Below are 22,396 nucleotides of genomic sequence, written 5' to 3' on the forward strand. Positions count from 1 at the left end.
ATCAGACCTCCGCAAAAAACAACTAGTCTGTCAGCGGCCAAACAGGGTAAAGAGCGAAAGAATTGTCCCCGATCCTATCATTACCCATCCGTTAATAACCAGAGGCTCCGTAACAAGAGGATCATTTTTTACCATTACCGGCCATATATTACCCAAGGCGCAGGAAACTGAACCCAGGGCGAAAAGGGCCACAATCATAGCCCCGGAAGCAAATTTATTCCTTTTAATTGAAGCGCCTCCCGTATCCTCAGGCGACGGCCAGTACCGGGTACTTACGGTAAAATCACCTTCCTGCCATACCTGAGGGGCCGTAAAACCCAGCGGAGAGGAAGGTTCCGGTATTAATTTTGTTCCGGAAGTATATGTATATAAAAACGGAGAATTAACTTTCCAGAAAACTTCAACTTCGTGTGAAATGAGCTGTGTCGGGAGCTGGGACAAACCAAGATTAAAATAGGAACGGTCTTCAGTCACAACTTTTTCAATCATTTCATTTTTCCCTATTACCAGCGAATCTGCCCGGCCGTCTATTTCCGTTTTCACAAGAGCGGAGCCTTCAAAGCAGAATACCCGGTAGAGAATGGCGGAACTTCTCGCGGAAGACGCCCCTTCAATAGAAGTGTCTTGAAATGGAATAACATCCACCCCAAAATCACTCTCATGAACACCGGCAGTCAGACTGTTTGTTGTAACGTAAAAGAAATCAGATCCGGGCTGCGCGGACGCCAAAACCCTCATTCGCCCGTATAAAAGCTCTCCGCCGGGACTGGTATTCACCGACGCTCCGTCAGTAAACACAAAGGCCGTATTTTCGGCAAGATGGACTGCCGCTGAAAGAGGAAAAACTATAATTTCCAGAAAAGTTGTGGCATAGGTTTTTATCATATCCCCGGGATTGATTTCCACGCCTATTACATTGGCGTTCCGCACGGAGTATGTTTCAATTATCTGCCCCCGGACTATATCAAAAGAACCGCCTTCGCCACCCGAGATTTCCGCATACCTGTCCTGCGCAAATCCCGGAAGGAAAAAGAGAAAAAAACAGAAACCCGCGGCGATTAATCGTTTATTGATCATAAAATAATACCCTGCCGGATTATGCGGTATAAATGGACCTGCAAATCCTGCTTGATGTGTGGTTAATTATGCTATATTATAATACACAATGAACCGGAAAACAACCTCTATTGATATATCCCTTACAAATGATATGGTTAATGGGATTCTGCGCGCCTGTGTTCCGGAAAAGGCCGAAACGATACCTGCTTTCAGATACAATGAGGGAGAAGAATCCTTTATTCTTCTTAAAACGCCTCTTGAAATACCTGAAATGCCGGTTCATCATCCTATTGAAGAAACTACCCCTCCCGCCGGATATTTGAATATGATCTCCGGGCTGTGTTCCTATCTGGCCGAAAAATGCCCCTTTCTGGTCAAAGATACCAAATGGTTTTTCAATCCGGTGACCATTCATCAGCCCTGTTTTTACCGTCTGTATGAATATGAAAAAGAAACCTATGTATATCTCCTGCGGGTAAATCTTCTTTGCAGGCCTCTCGAAAGCGAAGTTATCTCTCATAAAACAAATGCGAAAACGGCGCATTACCGGACAAACCGCCTGTATGTGGAAGCCGACTTTCTGCCGCTTTCCGGGGTACAGCCGGAAAAAGAATTGATCATTCACCAGACAATTCCCGACACATGGAAAGGTGAAGCCGGACAGGGTTATATGATTTACGGGATATGGATGGATGCCGATATCAATAAATTCTTCAGTAAACTGGTGATACCGGCCGGAAAGCGGATTCATCCCTACTATCCGGTCACCTGCAAGTACCGCTGTATCAGCCTGAATGCGCTCGGGAACACAGGACCGGGACTGCTGCATGAAATACGTCATATTATTGAACCATGTCTTGATGACATACTTGAAGAACTGCAGGTTTCCGCTTTTTCCGAACAGCTGCCTCTTTTTCGGAAAATAAAAAAAACAGTCCCCCATGAAATTACGGCACACTGGAAAAATCTTTCTGTGCAGATATGTTTGAATACACAGGAACAGAAGGAGTACGTTATTGAATTTTAATACGCCGCCATTTAAAACACCAGCCGATCTCTCCGGACTGAAAGTTACAATTATGGGATTAGGTCTGAACGGCGGGGGCTTGCTTCCGCACAGTTTTTTGCCCGCCATAATGCGGAAGTGACTGTGACCGATAAAAAGACCGCGCAGGAACTTGCCCCGTCAATCGAACGCCTTGAGGAATTTCCCTCAATAAAATATGTTCTCGGCGGCCATAAAATTGAAGATTTTAAAAACGCTGATACTGTCATAAAAAATCCCGGAGTTAAGCTGGCTGGGAATAAATATCTTTCAGTTGCAAAATCCATTGAAACGGATATTTCCGTTTTTCTGCGGTTTTCCAAAAGTCCGATTATTGCGGTCACGGGAAGCAAGGGAAAATCCTCGACAGTAAGCGCGATTTATTTTGGTTTAAAGGAACTGGGCTATCCGGCGTTTTTGGGGGGAACATAACGGTCAGTCCCCTCACCTTTCTTGACCAGACTTCCGGACAAACACCCGTAGTGCTGGAACTCTCAAGCTGGCAGCTCGCTGATATAAAAGACCGGGGCCTCCTGAAACCCCGCATCGCGATTATTACTCCGATAATTCCTGATCACCAGAACTGGTATGGCAATATGGAAGCCTATGTTGCCGATAAAAAACTTATTTATGCCGACCAGGATGAGAATGATTTTCTTTTATGCAATTATGATACTGCATGGGGACATATTTTTGCGGAGGAAACAAAGGCAAAAGTCCTGTGGTACAGCGCAGGCAGACTGCCGGAAAAAATTTCCGGGGGCTGGCTCGAGATGGACGGAACAGGGTTAATGCGCTGCCAGGAATTGGAAGAGCAATCCGAACAGCTTCTTGAAATCCTTCCGCGTCAGCTGTCTGTCCCCGGGATACATATGAGGCAAAACCTTTTGAATGCGGCTCAGGCAATTGTATTATACGGCGGCGATCCGGAAAAAACCGCGGAGGCCCTTTCCCGTTTCCGGGGAGTTCCGCACCGGCTTGAGTTTTTTTATGAAGAAAACGGGATCCGCTTTTACAATGACTCGGCGGCAACCATTCCCGAATCAACAGCAGCAGCGCTTAATTCATTTCCTGAACCTGTTGTTTTACTGACAGGCGGTACTGATAAGGAACTCGATTTCACTGCGCTTGCGTCGGCAGCATACCGGGCAAAAAAGGTATTGCTTCTTGCTGGCAGCGGAACAAACAAACTGATTCCAATGCTGAGGGAACGAAAAATATCTTTTGAAGGTCCATATGATAATATGCGGAGTCTGGTTGCGGCCGCACGGGCAGCAGCTAATCCGGGAGATATTGTATTGTTCTCTCCCGGATCGGCCAGCTTCGGTATGTTTATTAATGAATTTGACCGCGGTAATAAATTTATGGAAGCTGTTACCGGGAGCTGAATAAAATACTCCGCAGAGGAGTATTCGCAGGTCGCGGAAGCGGCCGTTACATACCTTACAGAACCAGCCGCAGGCTGATTACCCTCCGCCTCGAATAAACAGGTTTATACTTTAAAACCGTCAAGTCCGCTGAAATCGATGGTAGCGAAATAATCATTGATGGTTTCCTTCCGGCGGATTTCCATTATTGTGTTATCCTCGCGGAGGAGCAGCTCGCCTGCCCGGAGTTTTGCATTATAATTAAATCCCATAGCCCGGCCATGCGCGCCGGCATCATGAATGATTACAAAATCGCCTATTTCTATTTCAGGCAAATTTCTCTGAATTGCAAACTTGTCGCAGTTTTCACACAGAGAACCCACCACATCATATACATGATCCCTGGGCGCTGTTTCTTTTCCCGAAACAGTAACTTCATGATAGGCCCCGTACATTCCGGGCCTCATTAAATCGGCCATACTTGCATCAACACCGATATAATCGCGGTAAATGTGTTTGGTATGAATCGCCTTGGTGACAAGCCAGCCATAAGGTCCGGTAATCGGACGCCCGCACTCGAAGCAGAGACGAAGGGGATCAAGACCATTCGGAACAATGATCCTGTCATAAGCTTCCCTTATTCCCTTTGCAATATAAGAATAATCAACAGCCTTTTGGTCCGGTTTGTACGGAATACCAATACCGCCGCCCAAATCAATAAATTCAAAATTGATGCCCAGTTTCTTTTTCAATTCAGCAGCAAGTTCAAACAGCATAACCGCGGTTTCAATAAAATAATCAGGATCAAGTTCATTGGAGGCAACCATTGTATGGAGACCGAAACGGGTCGCGCCTCTTTTTTTTACTTCGGCGTATGCCTCGAATATCTGTTCCCTTGTTAAACCGTACTTTGCCTCTTCGGGTTTTCCTATTATTGCGTTTCCTTCCTTCAGCGGGCCGGGATTATACCGGAAACATACAAGATCAGGAATTCCTCCTATGGCCTTTTCCAGAAAATCTATATGTGAAATGTCATCGAGATTGAGAATGGCATTCATTAAATTTGCATAGACATATTCATTTTCAGGAGTTTCATTACTGCTGAATATTACATCCTCTCCGGTAATACCGGCCCTTTGCGCGAGAACAAGTTCGGGCATACTGGAACAATCCGCGCCGCAGCCCTCGCTCGCAAGGATCTTCAGAATATAAGGGTTCGGACAGGCCTTGACCGCAAAGTATTCCTTAAAGGATGGGAAGTCCTTAAACGCGCCTATAAAACGGCGGACATTTTCCCTTATGCTTTTTTCATCATACAGGTAAAAGGGCGTGGGATATTTTTCCGCGAGTCCGGCAAGCTCATCCTTATCAAGGGGAAACCATTTCCCGCTCATACCAGGTAACCCTTTGCCTTCAGCAGTTCAGCATTCATAATACCGCCTCCTGCCGCGCCGCGCACGGTATTATGAGAAAGACCGACAAAGCGGATATCAAATACCGGGTCCGCCCGGAGACGACCGACAGAAACAGCCATAGCCTTGTCGGCATCCCGGTCGCGCTGGGGCTGGGGACGGTTTACTTCATGCCGCACAATGATAGGCTGCTTCGGCGCAAAGGGCAGGCCCAATTCCTGAGGTAGTCCCCGGAATTCAGTCCATATTTTTTCTATTTCTTCAAGTGAAGGTTTTTTTTCTCCGAATTCCAGGCTGACACAGGCCGTGTGTCCGTTGGTCACAGGCACCCTGTTACAGTGCGCCGTGATCAGAGGACCGGAAGCGTTAACAATTTTTCCGCCGGATACAGTCCCGAGAATTTTAAGAGGTTCCTGTTCGCTCTTCTCCTCTTCTCCGCCTATATAAGGAACAACATTATCGATCATATCAAGGCTGGGGACTCCAGGGTAGCCGGCGCCGGAAACGGCCTGCATGGTCGCAACAAAAAGGCGCTTTACATCATAGCCTGCCTTCATAAGCGCATAAACCGGCGTCATATAACTCTGAAGCGAACAGTTTGGTTTCACGGCGACAAAGCCTCTGTCCCATCCGTGCATTTTTTTCTGTTCGTCTATTACCGATATATGGTCCGGATTGATTTCAGGGATAAGCATAGGCACATTATCGGTCCAGCGGTGTGCGGACGCGTTTGAAATGACAGGAATATGCAGCGCGGCATAAGAATTTTCCAGTTCCCGGATTGCATCCTTTGAATCAAGCTCAAGCGCGCTGAATACAAACCTGCACTTGCCTTCCGCATTGAGAGCATTGTTCGCATCATAGACAAGCAAATCTCTCACACCTTCCGGAATATCGGGACCATGAAGCCAGCGGTTTGCGACCGCTTCAGAGTATTTTTTCCCGGCTGAGCGGGGACTCGCGGCAACCCAGGTTACCTCAAACCAGGGATGATCCTTGAGAAGAAAGATATAGTTTTGTCCGACAGCGCCCGTTGCGCCGAGAATACCTACGGGAATTTTATTACTCATATTGATTTCTCCGTGTTTTCAGTCAAGTATTTTTGCTGCCTTCATTGCATCAAGCAATTTCTGTTCATTTTCTTTTTGAAGAGAACAGAGCGGCAGTCTGAGAGAACCTGCGGGCAATCCTTTCAGGTTCATGGCAGCCTTAATCGGCACCGGATTTGTTTCAATGAAAGCCGCTTTAAAGAAAGGCAGCAATTCATAGTGCAGGGCTCTCGCCGTTTCAAAATCGCCTTTGAGCGCGGCAAGAGTCAGTTCCGTTACCCGTTTCGGTTCAATGTTGGAAACAACGGAAATAACGCCGTCGCCGCCCAGCGCCGCAAGAGGCAGATTGAGTGAATCGTCACCGGAAAGAACGGCAAAGTCAGGCTTGTTCAGCTTAATTTTCTGAATGACTTCCATCATCTGGTCAATACTTCCGGAAGCTTCCTTGACGCCGGCTATATTCGGCAGTTCTGCGATACGGGCCAAAAGCGCGGTGGAAATATTTTTTCCGGTCCGGCCGGCAATATTATATACAATTACCGGTATGCCCACTTCCGCACAGGCGGCGAAATGCCGGTATAATCCTTCATCCGTCGGTTTATTATAATAGGGCGTTACAACAAGGGCATAGTCAGCTCCGGCATCTTTGGCCCGCTGCACATAGCGTACCGCATCCCGGGTACTGTTGCTTCCTGCGCCTATTATTACCGGAACTTTACCGCCGGCCTCTTTCATCACAATTTCAATCAGTTTTATTTCTTCCGACTCATCCAGTGTCGGGGTTTCTCCTGTAGTTCCAAGAGGAACAAGACCGGATATGCCGTTTTCAAGCTGAAACTGAACCAGCCTGCGGAATCCTTCATAATCGACCGAGCCGTCATCAAACATCGGTGTAACAAGAGCGGTAAAAGCTCCGCGCAGTTTTGTCATAGCGTCATCTCCTCGAAATTTCACGGAAATACCGGATTCATTTTCGCAAATTTTCTTTCGTATGCAATTTTATGCTATTTTATTACATATTTATACATGATAATTATATATGATTCAAGTGGCTCTGATAAATTAATGTATTTCCTTCTATAAATTTTTCTGAAAACAGGGTATACTGTACATTAAACTATGGAAGAAAAACGGCACAGGCTCCTTGGCTTTTTCCAGAGGGTATATATTACAGCGTCATCCTTTCTCTCCAATAATCTCCTGACGCACGCGGCGGCAGGCGCATACAGTTTCCTTTTGTCCGCGCTGCCCATTATTCTGCTGGCGGTTATTATTCTGGTCAGGATTTTTCATACTTCCATCGAAGATATCAAAATGCTTGTTGAAACCGATAATCTTATTTCAAACTCGTTTAATTTTTCAGCGATTCTTGATTCCGTAACCTCAATACGCTCGCTTGGCATTTTCGAAATAATAATCGGTTTCTTTATCTTCCGCATGGCCCGGAGGTTTTTTGCATCACTTACACAGAGCATGCAAACCATTTACCGGAAAAGGGGGCATGGCAAGGCAATAAAGGAAAATCTGATAATTATTGCGGGAGAAATTATTCTCATTTTTTTTATTGTCATTATGTTTATTATGTTAATTGCGGGAAATGCTTTTTTAAATTCGGCCTTGCTTCAGAATTTTCTTTCGCCGTTCATGGTCACCCTGCTTACCAATCTGTTCCGTTTTGTGCCCATTACACTTGTGTTTTTGTTTCTTTTTCTGGCATACCACTTTACGCCAAGGACACGGCCGCCGGCTGCATACAGTCTTGTCGCTTCAGCCTGCTGTACAATTACTTTTGTTATTGTATTGATTATCTTTAATTCTTTTGTGAATCTCAGCCGGTATAACCTCGTTTACGGGATTTTAAGCAATGTAATTGTTATTCTTTTTGAAGTATATATCTTTTTTGTTCTCTTCCTTTTCTTCGCCCAGTTCCAGTATGTTGTGCAGTTTTATGAGAGCTTTCTGCTTGCGCAGATTTATCTTTTGCCTGATTACAGTGATCCGAATCCGCGGCGTCAATTTGAACGGATAATGTTCATTAAACCGAATCTTTTATACCGCCGCTATGCAGTAAGAAAAAACAAAGGGGATATTATTTTTCATGCCGGAGAAAGTACGACAGAAATTTATTATATAATCCAGGGGACAGTCAGGCTGAACATGACAAACCAGATTATAGAGCTGGGAACCGGAAAAACCTTCGGAGAATTTGCCAGCCTTATCGGAGGAAACCGGACAGGAAACGCAATAGCGGAAACAGACTGTGTCCTGTTAAGGATACCGGGGGAACTGTTTCTTGAAACAATCGAAGTTGACGGAGCCATGTCCCGGCGGACGCTGCAAATGGTTTCTGATTTTGTCCGGAAGGGTAATGTTACCGCAAATGGTGGTATTGAGTTACTGGCAGATGAAAACGCAGAAATGCCGGATAAGTAAAAAACGGGACACCTCATCAGGGCGTCCCGGACTTTCAATATGCCTGTTCATGAATTCCGGAGGCGGCGCGTCCCGAAGGTTCATTCACATTTTTGAACGAAGCATCCCATTCCAGAGCCTTGGCGGTACTGCATGCGACGCTTGCCTCATAAGCAACTGTTTTAGCAGCGCTGTTTGAAGGGAAGAACTCTTCAAACAGAGTCCTGTAATAGTATTGTTCCTTAGTCATCGGGGGATTGACCGGATAGCGGTCGGCAGCCCGCAAAAAGCGTTCATCGGATATTTTTTCATTGCAGAGTTGTTTCAGCGAATCTATCCAGCCGTACCCGACGCCGTCTGAAAACTGTTCTTTTTGACGCCAGATGATTTCTTCCGGAAGCATATCCTTAAACGCTTCACGCAAAACCCATTTTTCAATACGTCCGTTTCCGCTCATTTTATCCGCAGGATTCAGATTCATTGCTGTGTCGATAAACTCTTTATCAAGGAACGGGACCCTGCCCTCCACACCCCAGGCGGCCAGGGATTTATTGGCGCGTAGACAATCGTATAGATGAAGCTTGCCCAGCTTTCGCACTGTTTCTTCATGAAATTCTTTTGCATTGGGGGCCTTATGGAAATACAGATATCCTCCAAAGAGTTCATCGGAACCTTCGCCGGAAAGCACCATCTTTATTCCCATCGATTTGATAACGCGGGCTAGAAGATACATGGGCGTGGCTGCCCTGATTGTGGTTATATCATATGTCTCAAGATGGTAAATAACATCACGCACGGCGTCGAGGCCTTCCTGTACCGTAAAGTGAATTTCATGATGAACAGTTCCTATATGATCAGCCGCCTTTTGGGCAGCAATGAGGTCGGGCGAACCTTTCAACCCGATGGCAAACGAATGGAGCCTCGGCCACCAGGCTTCCTGGGTGTCATTTGTTTCAACACGCTTCGCCGCATATTTCCGGGTAATGGCGGCAATTATTGAAGAATCAAGGCCACCGGAAAGAAGGACCCCATAAGGGACATCACTCATCAGCTGGCGTTTAACTGCAGCTTCAAGCGAGGTACGCAGCGTCTGTATATCTGTTGTATTATTTTTGACATTGTCATAACCCATCCAGTTCCGCTCATACCAGGTATAAATATTGTCAGTTTTACTGTCGTAGTAAGTTCCCGGCTGAAATTCCCTGATTTCCGTGCATATCCCCTCAAGAGCCTTCATTTCGGAGGCAATATAATACCGGCCTTCCGCATCCCAGCCCTGATAAAGAGGAATAATCCCGATATGATCTCTGGCAACCATATATCTGTCCTGCTCAATATCATAGAGAGCAAAGGCAAAAATCCCATTCAAATCTTCAAGAAAATTCGTACCCTTATGGCGGTAAAGGGCAAGAATGACTTCACAGTCAGAATGGGTAAGAAAATCATATTTTTCCGCATAGGTAGCCCTGATTTCCTGGTGATTGTAGATTTCACCGTTTACTGCCAGAACAAGTTTTCCGTCCTGGCTGAACAGAGGCTGTTTTCCGGAAAGCGGATCAACTATTGCCAGGCGCTCATGTGCCAGGACAGCTTTTTCACCTGAATAAATTCCTGACCAGTCAGGCCCGCGATGGCGGATTTTTCCCGCCATTTTCAGAATCTGATTACGGAATGGCTCCGTATTCTGTTTGATGTCAAACGCACCGACTATTCCGCACATAGCTCATTCCTCCTCAGTTAATTTCATGCCGCAGTTTTTTTTCCTGCAGGCTGGCTCATACAGTATCACAAAATAAAAAGCATATCAATATATTTTTGCATATTTATGCTATTTTTCTTTTAATTTTTAATATATATACGATAAAAATATCAAGGTACCTTTCTTTTTCAACTAAATTATACCGACCGGTCGGTATATAAATATCGTGTATTTCACCCCGAAGAGACCATTTTCCGGAAAATTATATGATCAGAAAGCAGGAACTTAAAATATCCGGGCAATATTTACAGGCTTGAGAACCTGCTCATCACCTTTTTCCAGGCAGGAAATAAAAGCTTTGGCAGTATCAAGGGAAGTAAGACAGGCTGTATTATGCTCGACAGCAGCCCGCCTGATGCGGAAACCGTCACGGTTTTTGTCTCTGCCCCTTGTCGGTGTATTGATAATCAGGCTCAGACTTCCCTTTTGAAGGGCATTAAGTATATTCGGAGAATCTTCTGAAGGGCGGCTGATCCGTTCAGCCTGTACACCGTGTTCATTGAGATAACGGCAGGTCCCTTCAGTGGCTGTTATGTGAAAACCGTTATTTGCAAACCGGGTAATAATCGGAAGAGCTTCTTCCCAATCCCTGGAGCGAAGAGAAACGCAGAGGGTTTTCTTTCCGGCATTGCCCGCACGGATAAGACTGCCTGAACCAAGAAACCCCTTGTACAGGGCGTCTTCCCAGTTCAGGGCAATTCCCAGAGCTTCCCCGGTAGATTTCATTTCCGGACCCAAAGCTGTTTCTACTCCATACAGCTTTTCAAAACTGAAAACAGGCATCTTTACTGCGCTATAAGGAGATTCTTTATATAAACCGGTTCCGAATCCCAGATTCTTCAGTTTTTCACCGAGCATACAGCGGACGGCAAGTTCGACAATAGGAACTCCGGTGACCTTACTTATATATGGAACGGTCCGGCTTGACCTCGGATTAACTTCAATAACATACAGTTCATCATTCTTTGCGATAAACTGAATATTGATGAGTCCGATAACCTGCAATTCTTTGGCAAGAAGTTTTGAGTATTCCGCTATCTTCTTTTTCTGGTCATCGCTTAAGCCGGGAGCAGGATAAACGGAAATGCTGTCTCCGGAATGGATACCGGTACGCTCTATGTGTTCCATAATTCCCGGAATCAGAATATCCTCTCCGTCACAAACCGCGTCAACTTCCGTTTCCGTGCCTTCTATATATTTATCAACGAGAATGGGATGTTCCTGTTTTGTTTGATTTATTATATCCATAAACTCGCTGATATCAGCGTCATTGTACGCAATTTCCATGCCCTGCCCGCCAAGCACATAGGACGGCCGGACAAGCACGGGATAACCGAGTTTATTTGCAACAGCCAGAGCTTCTTCTTCCGTATATACAGTGGTTCCGGCCGCCCGGGGTATCTCTGTTTTTTCAAGTACCTGATCGAACAGCTGCCTGTCTTCAGCCCGGTCAACATTCCGGGCCGAGGTCCCGAGAATGGGGACGCCCATATCCGAAATAACCCTGGTCAATTTGATTGCAGTCTGGCCGCCGAACTGGACAACAGCGCCGGATGGCCTCTCATTTTCAATGATAGCCTCCACATCTTCAGGAGTCAGCGGCTCAAAATACAGTCTGTCGGAAATATCAAAATCGGTACTTACCGTTTCCGGATTATTGTTGACAATGATAGTTTCATATCCAAGCTTTTTCAGCGCCCAGACCGAATGAACTGAACAGTAATCAAATTCTATGCCCTGCCCTATCCGTATCGGTCCGGAACCAAGCACAAGGATTTTTTCTTTTGGCTGCCGTCCTTTTTTGGGCCGGAGGCATCCCTCTCGACAGCTTCATTTTCAGTATTGTAAGCCGAATAAAAATAGGGAGTAACAGCTTCAAATTCCGCGGCGCAGGTATCAACCATATTAAAACCTGGAATAATATTCAGGCGTTTACGGAGATATCTGATTTCCTTTTCTTCCATATTCAAAAGACGGGCTATTTCTCTGTCAGGAAATCCTGCAATTTTTGCTTCAAGCAGGGTCTCAAAATCTTTTGCCCCAAACGAAATTCTTTTTCTATATCGAGAATATTCTGTATTTTATTCAGAAACCAGAGATCTATTTTTGTTATATCATGAATGACTTCCGCGGCCGTCCCCGTCTCATCAGCTCACTGATTTCAAAAAGTCTTTCATCACTTACCTTTTCTCTGACCCGGGAAAACAGTTCCTCTGTCTGCATCCGTTCAAATTTCGGATGCCAGAGTGAATATATATTCTGCTCAAGGGAACGGACAGCTTTCATCAGGGCGCCTTCAAAGGAATAGCTGATGGCCATAACCTCGCCGGTCGCCTGCATCTGTGTACCAAGCTTCCGTTTTGCATTTACAAATTTATCAAAAGGCCAGCGGGGAATCTTTACAACACAATAGTCAAGAGCGGGTTCAAAGGCCGCGGTTGTTTTTCCAGTAACGGAATTTTTTATTTCATCAAGTGCATATCCCAAAGCGATGCGGGCGGCGACCTTAGCTATCGGATAGCCGGTTGCCTTTGAAGCAAGCGCCGAGGAACGGCTGACACGGGGATTCACCTCAATAACGGCATAGTCAGCGGATTCAGGATGAAGCGCATACTGGACATTGCATCCTCCTTCAATTCCAAGGGCATTGATTATTTTTATTGCCGAACTTCGGAGCATCTGATGGTCTCTGTCCGAAAGAGTCTGGCTGGGAGCCACTACAATCGAATCCCCGGTATGAATGCCCACGGGATCAAAGTTTTCCATATTGCATACAATTATGCAATTTCCGAGGCTGTCCCTGATTACTTCATATTCGATTTCTTTCCAGCCGGAAATACATTTTTCAATAAGAACCTGACCTACCGGGGAAAGAATAAGTCCGTTGCACGCGATTTCCTCAAGTTCACCCTCATTGGCCGCGATTCCTCCGCCGGTTCCTCCCAGAGTGTACGCGGGCCGAACTATTACGGGAAATCCTATTTCACGGGAAAAATCCCGGGCATCAGCCCAGGAGGTTACCACCTTTGATTCAATACACGGTTCACCTATCGATTCCATTGTGTCTTTAAATGCCTGTCTGTCTTCAGCCTTTTTGATTGTTTCTGCGGTGGTCCCCAGCAGGGTTATTCCCCTGCTTTCCAGCCAGCCTGATTCAGCAAGCTTCATTGCAAGATTCAAACCGGTTTGCCCGCCGAGGGTGGGCAGTATTGAATCAGGACATTCTGTCTCGATTATCCTCTTAACGCTATCAACAGTAAGCGGTTCGATATAAACCATATCAGCATTTTCCCGGTCAGTCATAATTGTCGCCGGGTTGGAATTTATAAGAACGACCTGCAGACCTTCTTCTTTAAGAGTGCGGCAGGCCTGGGTGCCGGCGTAATCGAATTCCGCAGCCTGGCCGATAACAATAGGACCTGAACCAATAACCAGAACTTTCCTGATGCTGGGATTAAGCGGCATATTATCTCTGCTCCTTTAAGGTATCGACCTGTTCAATAAACCGGTCAAACAGATACGCTGTTTCACGCGGCCCGGGACTTGCCTCAGGATGAAACTGAACCGAACTTACCGGTTTGTTTTTAAACCGTAGGCCCTCAACAGATCCGTCGTTCACACTGATGTGGCTTATTTCGGCAATTGCAGGATCAACCGATTCAGCAAGTACACAATAGCCATGATTCTGGCTCGACATATACACCCTGCCGGTCGCTAAATCCTTGACAGGATGGTTTGCGCCCCGGTGGCCGAACTTCAGTTTTCCGGTATCAAAACCGGCGGCCAGGGCAAGAAGCTGGTGTCCGAGACATATGGAAAAAAGAGGAATGCCTGATTCCGCGAGTTCGGAAATATGCCTCAATATACCGCTGCATTCTTTCGGATCTCCCGGGCCATTTGACAGCATAATACCATCAGGATTTGAGTCAAGTATTATATATGCCGGAGTGTCCCAGGGCCAGACTCTGACCGTACAGTTCCGTTCAGTCAGCGAATTAATAATATTCTGTTTTGCACCGAAATCGATAAGACTGATATTCCATCGGCCGCCGCCGATTATCTCAGGGTGTTTTCTGCTCACCCGAATAACACTGTGGCGGACTGAATGCTGCCTGATTTCTTCGAGCCGCTGCGTTATATTTCCCGGCCTCTGAAATGTGATAAGGCCGTTCATTGTTCCTTTTTCCCTGAGCCGTCGTGTCAGGGATCTCGTATCAACACCGGAAAGAATAGTTATGCCTTTTTTTATGAGAAAGTCGGCAAAGGGTTCTTCTGACCGGTAATTGCTCGGAAAAGAGGAAAGCTCACGCACAATCAATGCCGAAATCCAGGGGACAGCCGATTCCATATCGGCGCTATTTGCGCCATAATTGCCTATCATAGGATAAGTAAGAACAACGCCCTGTCCTCAAAAGAAGGATCGGTGACCGTTTCCTGATACCCGGTCATTCCTGTGGTAAAGACAATTTCACAGAGCGTTTCCTTTTCCGGTCCGTAAAACTTTCCTTCAAAAACCGTGCCATCTTCCAGTATCAGATATCCTTTCATGTCTTTATCCTAAAAAAGGTTGAAAAATCGTCATTTTCAAAAAGATAGCATTTTACCTTATAGAATTCAATGTTTTTTATTATTTTTGCGAGTTTTCTTTAAAAAAAGATATCAAAAAATTCAATATTGTTAAAAACAAGTTTTTAAAGACATTAATTTATAAAAAAACAATAAATTCAGTCAAAAAAATAGAAAATTACAGCTATTTTATGAGAAGCGGGAATAAATCAGACCGGACTTAAAAAATATCAGATTTAAAATAGAAAAAAAGACCTTTTTCAGGCAGCAATATATATTTTTATAAAAACTTAGGGGAAGGCATATAAATTATTTACACAGGCAAAATAATATTGGTTAGGTATTGAATTCAAAATCTGTATAATGAAAAAGCAGACTTTCTCTGCATGAATAGTATTCCTCAGATATTTTCACCGGATGAAGGAAAATATATATGGACAAATAAATCCTTTTGCAGCACAATATTGCAATTGCAATGATTCATACAAATATGATAATACTGAATATGACCAGTAGGAAAAGTATGCTTTTTCCTACTGGTCATACTAGGAAAACTATGCATGGAAACCATACATATCAAGATCGATCTTTCCGTCATCCGTCACGGCAACACCTTCATCGCGCAGGAGAGCAATCTGCATTTCTTTTCCGTACCCGGCAGGCAGGGCAACCCTTCCGTCTGATTTGATTATTCTGTGCCAGGGAAGATTATGAAGAGAAGACATTGAATGAAGGACCCGCACAACCTGCCTGGCGCCGTTTGGCATTCCCGCGCACAGCGCTATATTACGGTAGGTTGAAACCTTGCCTGGAGGTACAGCTTTTATCGCGTCAATAATACGTGCGGTATATTCGGTCACACCCAGCACTATATATTGCAGGAAGAAGTATTTCAAGTAAATGTATGGATCTGATATATGCGATATGACAAGAGAGCGGGCCGAGTAAGCAAGATATAACTTTGCATGGCCGCGGATATGCGCTGTCAGGTATATGCGGACAGCGCAGCAGATTCATCCAAAGCGAAAACCAATATGCATAACCCGGTATATATGTTTGTTAAACGCGGGAGGTTCTGTTTTTATAACTTCTTATTGCAACTATAATTATTCCGGTTACTAATACAATAATGCTATATATCCAAAAGCGAATTTGGGTTGCATTTTTTTCCATTATGAGCGTTGGAAAAAGAGCGGCAAAAGCATTAACGGTTCCATGCACAATAAGTCCGGATAATAAACGGTTGCCCGATTTTTCTTTTATCCATGAAAAAAGTATGAATATCCTATTGTCATAAACGTAAATGCGATAAAATTCATATACGTTTGAGTAGAGCCGGGTATAAACCACAATGGAATATGCCAGATTGCCCAAATTATCCCAAGTATTAATGAACCAAAAATTAATCCATATCTTTTTTCAAGATACGGTAATATATAACCTCTCCAGCCTATTTCTTCCTGGCCTCCGCCGAAAAATATCATAAGGATGAGATAGAGAGGGAAGATATAAAAATTGGGCAAATAAGAAGATATTCTTTCTTCACCAAATAATTCAGGAATAATCCATGCAACAAAATAAGAAAGACCTGAAATCAAAAAAATTGAAAGCCATACTTTCCAACCGAATTTCAAAGAAAGGAATCTTTTGCAAAATGTTTTTATTGATCCTTTTCCTTCGATTGAACGTACTGAAACAAATGCTCCTACTGCCGGTCCAAAAGCCCCGATTAACATTATTGCCATTACTATTCCGGATGCCAGATAGACATTATCTTGAGGACTGCCATGTCCAATTAATATAGCGAGTCCCCACAATAACCATGAAAATACAAAAGTTACAACAAAAAATCTCACCGGTATTTTATTTTCCATACTGTTCCTTACTCCATTTATATACTACATACGTATAATTTTCCGGTTAATTCAGAAAAACTTACGCCTGCAGGGGCATAGCCATATATAGAATTTTCAGTTGTTCATAACAGCAAAAAAAACGCAATTTTGAACTCTCTGAAAAACCCGGCAGAGTTGCCAGGCAATTTTAGTTTCCGGATAAATTCCGTTAAGTCAGACTTGTCCGGAAATCGGCACGGGAAATACAGCTTTGAGTTTTCCGGATAAGTCAGATTTTAGTCCGGCTAATATTTTGCCAGATAGTTTTCTACTTCCCATTGCGATACCGAGTTTTTATAAGAATCCCATTCCTGTTCTTTAGCTTCAACATATTTGCTGAAAATGTGTTCACCCAGAATGGAACGTACCAGAGAGTCTTTTTTCATTTCTTCAAGCGCTATGTATAAATCCCGTGGTAACGGTTCAATTTTTTTCCTTTTGAATTCTGTCCTGGTAAGGGTATGAACAGGAATATCGAACGCAGGAGGGAGAGTCATTTTTTCACTGATACCTTCAAGGCCTGCTGCCAGAACTAAGGCTATAGTAAGATAGGGATTTGCAGTAGGATCGGGGCTTCTCAGCTCTATTCTGTAAGACGAACTGTGTGAGACAGTGGGAATTCTGATAAGAGAATTTACATTATGAGGCGACCAGGTAATATATGATGGCGCCTCCTGTTCAGATGACAAGCGTTTATATGAATTTATAAGAGGATTTGCAATAGCAGTGATTGCTTTAATATGTTTCAGGATTCCTGCAATATACTGACCGGCAGTCGGTGAAAAACTTACGCCGTCTTTTGACGCGAAAATATTTTCCGTTCCTTAAACAGAGACATATTCATATGCATACCGCTTCCTGCGATACCGGTAACAGGCTTGGGCATAAAAGTTGCATGTAACCCGTGCCGTTGGGCTATTGTTTTTACTACCAGTTTAAAGGTCATTATCTGATCTGCGGCGTCCAGAGCGTCGCCGTATCTGAAATCAATTTCATGCTGTCCATGGGCCCATTCATGATGGGAAGCCTCTACCTCAAACCCCATTTCCTCCAGTGTGAGGACCATATCCCGGCGTGCATTTTCTCCAAGATCAACCGGACCCATGTCACAGTAACTGCCCTTGTCCAGTGTTTTCAGCGTGGGCGAACCTTCATTGTCTGTATGAAAAAGGAAAAACTCGAGTTCAGGGCCGACATTCAGTGAAAAGCCCATTTGTTCAGCCCGGGAAATTACATTTTTGAGTATCTGCCGGGGGATCCGCCAAAGGCCTCTCCAGAAGGGGAATAAATATCACAGATAAGCCTGGCTACCCGGTTTGGGGCCGGCTTCCAGGGAAAAAGCGAAAAAGTGTTGAGATCAGGCTTAAGGATCATATCTGATTGTTCGGTCCGGACGGAGCCTTCTATTGATGAACCGTCAAACAGGCACTTATTATCAAGTGCTTTTTCAAGCTGGCTCGTTGTAATAGCGATATTTTTGAGGTTCCCAAAAATATCGGTAAACTGGAGACGTATGAACCGGACGTCATTGTCCGAAACCATTCTCATAATATCTTCTTTTGTATAATCATGCATGGCAATATCATAAATGAGCTTAGACTGCTTTTCAAGTCCTGCGGCGGAAAGCTCCGGCAGTTTTCGCCGCTTCTTGCGCGGTTTTTATTGCTGTTTATACCGACCGGTCGGTATAAACAGCTTTCATATGTATACTGATCAGTATATTGCATTCAGCCTTTCAGTTGTACCCTTTCGCAAAAACCATCAAAATCCTTATATTTTTTCTGAAAAAAGTATTCTATTACATTAACAGTATAAGCATATAACCACTTTTCCTGTGACAGGGAATGCCGGAAGCGCTGGATTATATCAACCGGCAGGTGTAATTTGTTATTATATACATACCGGTCGGTATAAGTAAAAAACCTTTTTCTGCAATTTTTAACAGAAATATGTCATTAATTTGCAACAAATAACACTATTTTCATCTGATTGCGCTATACAGCATTTTAAAAAAAATATATACTTACTATCAGTAAATAGATGAGTCGAAAAACCGAAAAATCCGGTTTTTCCGAGGAGCGGCGGTTCGCCGCGTTTTGTCTCGCATCGGTATCATATTGCGAACAGTTAATAATCAGTCTGAACGTTTTCCGATTTCACGCATTATCTGCGTGCGCTCGCCGAACTATTCGGTACTGCTCGTATACTGAATGCCGGTACACACCAGCGTGAAAAAGGAAACACTAATGGAATCTATCTCTTTTGATGACCTCGGTTTGGATGAGGTCGTATTGCAGGCCGTAGCGGCCAAAGGTTTTACGGAACCGACCCCAATCCAGATACTTGCAATTCCCCGCCTCTTGAATGGTGATGCAAATGTTATTGCAAAGGCCCGGACCGGAACAGGAAAAACAGCTGCATTCGGACTGCCTCTGGTTCAGGAACTGAGCTCGGACAAAGGATGTCCCAGAGCCCTTGTACTGGTTCCGACAAGAGAACTGGCAATTCAGGTAAGCACTGAAATTGATTCCTTCCGTACGGAAGCATACCCGAGAACGACCACCGTATACGGCGGATCATCAATTGTTGATCAGCTGAGAAAACTCAGAGCGGGTACTGAGATTATCGTAGGCACACCGGGGCGTGTAATAGATCACCTTGAACGGGGATCTCTCGATCTTTCAAAAATCGAATATTTTATTCTTGATGAAGCTGATGAAATGCTTAATATGGGTTTTATTGAAGATATAGAAGCCATATTCGGAAGGGCAAATGCGGAAGCAAGGGTATTAATGTTTTCGGCAACAATGCCACAGCCTATACTCTCCATAGCATCCAATTTCATGGGCGAGTATGAAATAGTTGAAGAAGAAACACCCGCTGAAGAACCTGTTCTCACCGAACAGTTTTTCTGGATGGTCCGGGAAGATGATAAAACTGAAGCTCTGGTACGGCTGATGGATTCTTCGGATGATTTCTATGGCCTGATATTTTGCCAAACCAAGGCGGATGCTGATGCGGTAGCAAAAGAACTTGATGAACGCCATTATCAGGCGGCCGCTTTGCACGGCGATATAGCCCAGACCCAGCGCGAAAAGATTTTATACAGGTTCAGAATAAAAAAAACCCGCGTTCTGGTTGCAACCGATGTTGCGGCGCGGGGAATTGATATAGAAGGGTTAACCCATGTAGTCAACTATGCCCTTCCCTATGACGGCCCGACATACACGCACCGTATAGGGCGGACAGGCAGGGCCGGCGCAAAAGGGGTGGCTGTGACCTTTGTCCGGCCGGATGAACGCAGGCGGCTTGGCTATCTGCGTCTGCACGGACGCGGAGAATTAAAAGAAGGCAAAATCCCTACAATCAGAGAAGTCCTGGATATAAAGCGGGAACGATTAATAAAAAATACAACTGAATCGATAAATAGTTTTTTCCTGAAATGATCTCAGTCTTCGAAAATGAAACAGACCTGAACATATATTCCCAGGAAGAGGTCCTTGCAGACGGCATCACTGCCGGCCAGGAGAATTCTTCAGGTGCAGAAAAAAAGATTGATTCTATCTCTCCTGAATTCCTCCGCTTTGCAGAATCCCTGACAGAAAACCGTGAGCCTAAGGAAGTTCTTGCTGCCGTACTTGCCATCCAATACGGAAAAATTCTTTCTGCAGAACACTATTCGGAAATTAAGTCTGTTAAAAACGGAAGCACTGACCGAAGTCATATACGCCTGTATATCGGACTTGGCCGACGGGATGGAATGACCCGCAGAGGTATTGCCCAGTTTTTCAAAACAGCAATTGGAATCCCCGAACGGCTTGTAGACCGCATAGAAGTCATGGACTCATTTTCTCTGGCAACGCTTCCGGCAGATGCGGCGCGTACTGCCCTGGATCTTTCAAAAAACAGGAAAAATATGCCCCATATTCATATAGACGTAAAAGACCCCGGAAATACTTTTAATGAAGGATCCCGGAAACAAAATCCGCGCAATGACAGAAACTCCCGGTTTCAGAATGAAAAGAGGGACCGGAACCAGTACGCAGGAAGACCGCAGCGGAATGCAGGCGGTAACTTTTCAGGAAAAACAGACGGTACATCTTCTTCCCGCCGGAACATGCGAACATACAGCAGGGGCCCCCACACTGCCGGAGCAGAAATATACCGCAAGCAAAAGCAGTCCTAGTAAATCTCAGATTTATCATTTCCGCATTCATATGATTAAACATGAATGCGGAGATAAAATCCATATCACAGTTAATTGTCCTGAGAAAAATCTTATATTGATTGATCCGGTCTAAAGCGCAGCAAAACTGATAAGAAGATTTTTTTTAACACCGGAACAGGATAGAGAATCCGTCCCGGAGTATCAACTCAAATAGAAAAAGATATCCGAAAAATACTTAGTGAAATTAAACTATACTGAATAAGCTGAAAGCTCAGCTTTCCGCGACTGCGGCAAAGGCAGTCTCTTCTTCCTGTATTGAAATCGCAATATCTTCAGGAGCAGTTTCTTCGAGAGGATAGGCGTCATCGAGCCAGCGTTTTAACGGTATGCTCCAGTCGCTTTCATGGCAGCCTTCAAGCAGCAGCCTTTCATATATTTCAAAAATGTGCCGGCGGATATTCGCAACGTTTTCCTGATGAATATCCTCGGCCCCGGCAAACAGAGATTCAATAAAAACAGCTGCCTCGACAGGAGATACTTCATCCGGCGTTACATTGCCGATAGTATACAGAGCGGCAGGAATACAGTTAACACTGTGCTGCTTAATATACAATACAGTTTCGGTGATTTCTATTGCCCCGGCAAACAGTTCCCTGCTAAGAGTATCCATTTCATCCTTCAGCATGTTAAGTTCGGCAAAAGCTTTGCGGTAAAAAGTATAGGCCAGAACAACAATGATAACATGCAGACTCGGAACACATAAAAAATGGGGATCAAGGGCGTGGATAGTAAAGAACTGCCCTTTAAGGTATTTCGGCCTGCGGGTGGTACTCATGCGGAAACGGTAAATCTCGGCAGCCCTGAGATAACAGGTATTGACCAAATCGAGAAACTGCTCGGTATACTTGTATTGCGCTTCCTTGCCGAACCTTCTCCCGATATATACAAGAGGCCTGATCCAGAAACAGATAAAATCCAGATATACCGAAACCCGCTCGGGGGTAAAAGGCACAGTCTCGTCGAGAGGATGGTCCACATTAACAACCGGGATCTTTTTAAATCCAAGCTTTACGGAAAACTGGAGCAGGAAAAAATCCTTGAGGACAGTTCCAAGATAGCGGAGCATTGATTTTCTTGTTGATTTATGGAAAAAAGACTGCAGATATATTTTAAAAACGGATATATCCTTGCATGTATAATCAGAATTCAAATTTTCACTCTCATTTTTCTTCATTTTTCAAATACCTTTTTCGCGATTTTTACAGAGGCCATCGCGTCCTTTGCGTAATAATCGGCGCCTATTGATTCGGCGTATTCCGGTGTTAAAACGGCTCCTCCCACCATCACAGGCACAGATATGTTTCTTTCCCGCAGCAAACTAATTGTTTTTTCCATACTGACAACCGTTGTAGTCATCAGAGCTGAAAGTCCTATCAGTCCCGGTTTTTCCCTTTCCGCTGCATCCGCTATGGCTTCCGGAGAAATATCTTTTCCAAGATCTATTACCTCGTACCCATAATTCTCAAGCATTGCCTTAACAATATTCTTGCCAATATCATGAATATCGCCCTGAACAGTGGCAATCAGGATTTTCCCTTTCGGTTCTGTTTTTACCCCTGTATCGGCAAGCTTGTTCTTTACAGCCTCAAAGGCCTGTGACACAG

13 protein-coding genes and 5 pseudogenes are annotated in these 22,396 nt (G+C 44.6%); 4 read left to right on the forward strand and 14 right to left on the reverse strand.

Going from position 1 to position 22,396, the window contains the following annotated elements; all coding sequences use genetic code 11:
- Window positions 1-30 precede the first annotated feature (30 nt).
- The gene (locus K7I13_RS04340) at window positions 31-1,077 is read right to left on the reverse strand and encodes a FecR family protein (protein ID WP_255948275.1); all 1,047 of its coding nucleotides are present in this window, start codon (window positions 1,075-1,077) and stop codon (window positions 31-33) included.
- Window positions 1,078-1,165: 88 nt separating this feature from the next.
- Between K7I13_RS04340 and K7I13_RS04345 the strand changes: the two genes are divergently transcribed.
- Window positions 1,166-2,086, forward strand: a complete 921-nt coding sequence (locus K7I13_RS04345) for a hypothetical protein (RefSeq protein ID WP_255948276.1) — start codon at window positions 1,166-1,168, stop codon at window positions 2,084-2,086.
- 52 nt (window positions 2,087-2,138) lie between these two features.
- Window positions 2,139-3,492 (forward strand): annotated as a pseudogene (gene murD / locus K7I13_RS04350) (UDP-N-acetylmuramoyl-L-alanine--D-glutamate ligase).
- Window positions 3,493-3,596: 104 nt separating this feature from the next.
- Here murD and K7I13_RS04355 read toward each other — a convergent pair.
- Genes K7I13_RS04355 through dapA form a run of 3 tightly spaced genes read right to left on the reverse strand, consistent with a single transcriptional unit; the run spans window position 3,597 to window position 6,862 of the window.
- Window positions 3,597-4,865 (reverse strand): diaminopimelate decarboxylase, encoded by a 1,269-nt coding sequence (locus K7I13_RS04355; RefSeq protein ID WP_255948278.1) that lies wholly within the window; start codon window positions 4,863-4,865, stop codon window positions 3,597-3,599.
- The gene (gene asd, locus K7I13_RS04360) at window positions 4,862-5,953 is read right to left on the reverse strand and encodes an aspartate-semialdehyde dehydrogenase (protein WP_255948280.1); all 1,092 of its coding nucleotides are present in this window, start codon (window positions 5,951-5,953) and stop codon (window positions 4,862-4,864) included. Before asd ends, K7I13_RS04355 begins: the two co-directional genes overlap by 4 nt.
- Before the next feature lie 18 nt (window positions 5,954-5,971).
- A complete protein-coding gene (dapA, locus tag K7I13_RS04365) occupies window positions 5,972-6,862 on the reverse strand; it encodes a 4-hydroxy-tetrahydrodipicolinate synthase (protein WP_255948282.1) in 891 nt (296 codons plus the stop codon).
- Window positions 6,863-7,051: 189 nt separating this feature from the next.
- On the opposite strand from dapA, the gene K7I13_RS04370 reads away from it, so the two are divergent.
- Window positions 7,052-8,365, forward strand: coding sequence for a YhjD/YihY/BrkB family envelope integrity protein (locus K7I13_RS04370; protein ID WP_255948284.1), 1,314 nt, complete (start codon window positions 7,052-7,054; stop codon window positions 8,363-8,365).
- Window positions 8,366-8,399: 34 nt separating this feature from the next.
- Here the strand turns inward: K7I13_RS04370 and asnB are convergent, their stop codons facing one another.
- The 8 genes and pseudogenes from asnB to K7I13_RS04425 form a co-directional block, all read right to left on the reverse strand.
- Complete coding sequence (gene asnB, locus K7I13_RS04375; protein WP_255948286.1) at window positions 8,400-10,064, reverse strand: asparagine synthase B; 1,665 nt, start codon at window positions 10,062-10,064, stop codon at window positions 8,400-8,402.
- 264 nt (window positions 10,065-10,328) lie between these two features.
- The gene (carB, locus tag K7I13_RS15850; protein ID WP_439647462.1) at window positions 10,329-11,873 is read right to left on the reverse strand and encodes a carbamoyl-phosphate synthase large subunit; all 1,545 of its coding nucleotides are present in this window, start codon (window positions 11,871-11,873) and stop codon (window positions 10,329-10,331) included.
- Window positions 11,846-13,568, reverse strand: a pseudogene (gene carB / locus K7I13_RS15860) (carbamoyl-phosphate synthase large subunit). The gene carB (K7I13_RS15850) and the pseudogene carB (K7I13_RS15860) overlap by 28 nt, the downstream one beginning before the upstream one ends.
- Before the next feature lies 1 nt (window position 13,569).
- Window positions 13,570-14,651, reverse strand: a pseudogene (locus K7I13_RS04395) (carbamoyl phosphate synthase small subunit).
- 572 nt (window positions 14,652-15,223) lie between these two features.
- Window positions 15,224-15,538, reverse strand: coding sequence for an MGMT family protein (locus tag K7I13_RS04405; protein WP_255948294.1), 315 nt, complete (start codon window positions 15,536-15,538; stop codon window positions 15,224-15,226).
- A 390-nt stretch (window positions 15,539-15,928) separates the two neighbouring features.
- The gene (locus K7I13_RS04410) at window positions 15,929-16,543 is read right to left on the reverse strand and encodes a CPBP family intramembrane glutamic endopeptidase (protein WP_255948295.1); all 615 of its coding nucleotides are present in this window, start codon (window positions 16,541-16,543) and stop codon (window positions 15,929-15,931) included.
- Between the two features lie 266 nt (window positions 16,544-16,809).
- Window positions 16,810-17,777 (reverse strand): annotated as a pseudogene (locus K7I13_RS15575) (glutamine synthetase family protein).
- 17 nt (window positions 17,778-17,794) lie between these two features.
- Window positions 17,795-18,139 (reverse strand): glutamine synthetase beta-grasp domain-containing protein, encoded by a 345-nt coding sequence (locus tag K7I13_RS04425; RefSeq protein ID WP_255948297.1) that lies wholly within the window; start codon window positions 18,137-18,139, stop codon window positions 17,795-17,797.
- Between the two features lie 671 nt (window positions 18,140-18,810).
- Here K7I13_RS04425 and K7I13_RS04430 point away from each other — a divergent pair.
- Window positions 18,811-20,750 (forward strand): annotated as a pseudogene (locus tag K7I13_RS04430) (DEAD/DEAH box helicase).
- Between the two features lie 253 nt (window positions 20,751-21,003).
- On the opposite strand, the gene K7I13_RS04435 reads toward K7I13_RS04430, so the two are convergent.
- Together K7I13_RS04435 and K7I13_RS04440 are read right to left on the reverse strand one after the other, a co-directional pair.
- Entirely contained in the window at window positions 21,004-21,966 is a 963-nt protein-coding gene (locus K7I13_RS04435; RefSeq protein WP_255948298.1) for a hypothetical protein, read from the reverse strand.
- A complete protein-coding gene (locus K7I13_RS04440) occupies window positions 21,963-22,394 on the reverse strand; it encodes a cobalamin-dependent protein (protein ID WP_255948303.1) in 432 nt (143 codons plus the stop codon). The genes K7I13_RS04435 and K7I13_RS04440 overlap by 4 nt, the downstream gene beginning before the upstream one ends.
- Between the last annotated feature and the right edge of the window lie 2 nt (window positions 22,395-22,396).

Origin of the sequence: Brucepastera parasyntrophica (assembly GCF_022376835.1) — a bacterium.
GTDB classification, from domain to species: domain Bacteria; phylum Spirochaetota; class Spirochaetia; order Treponematales; family Treponemataceae; genus Brucepastera; species Brucepastera parasyntrophica.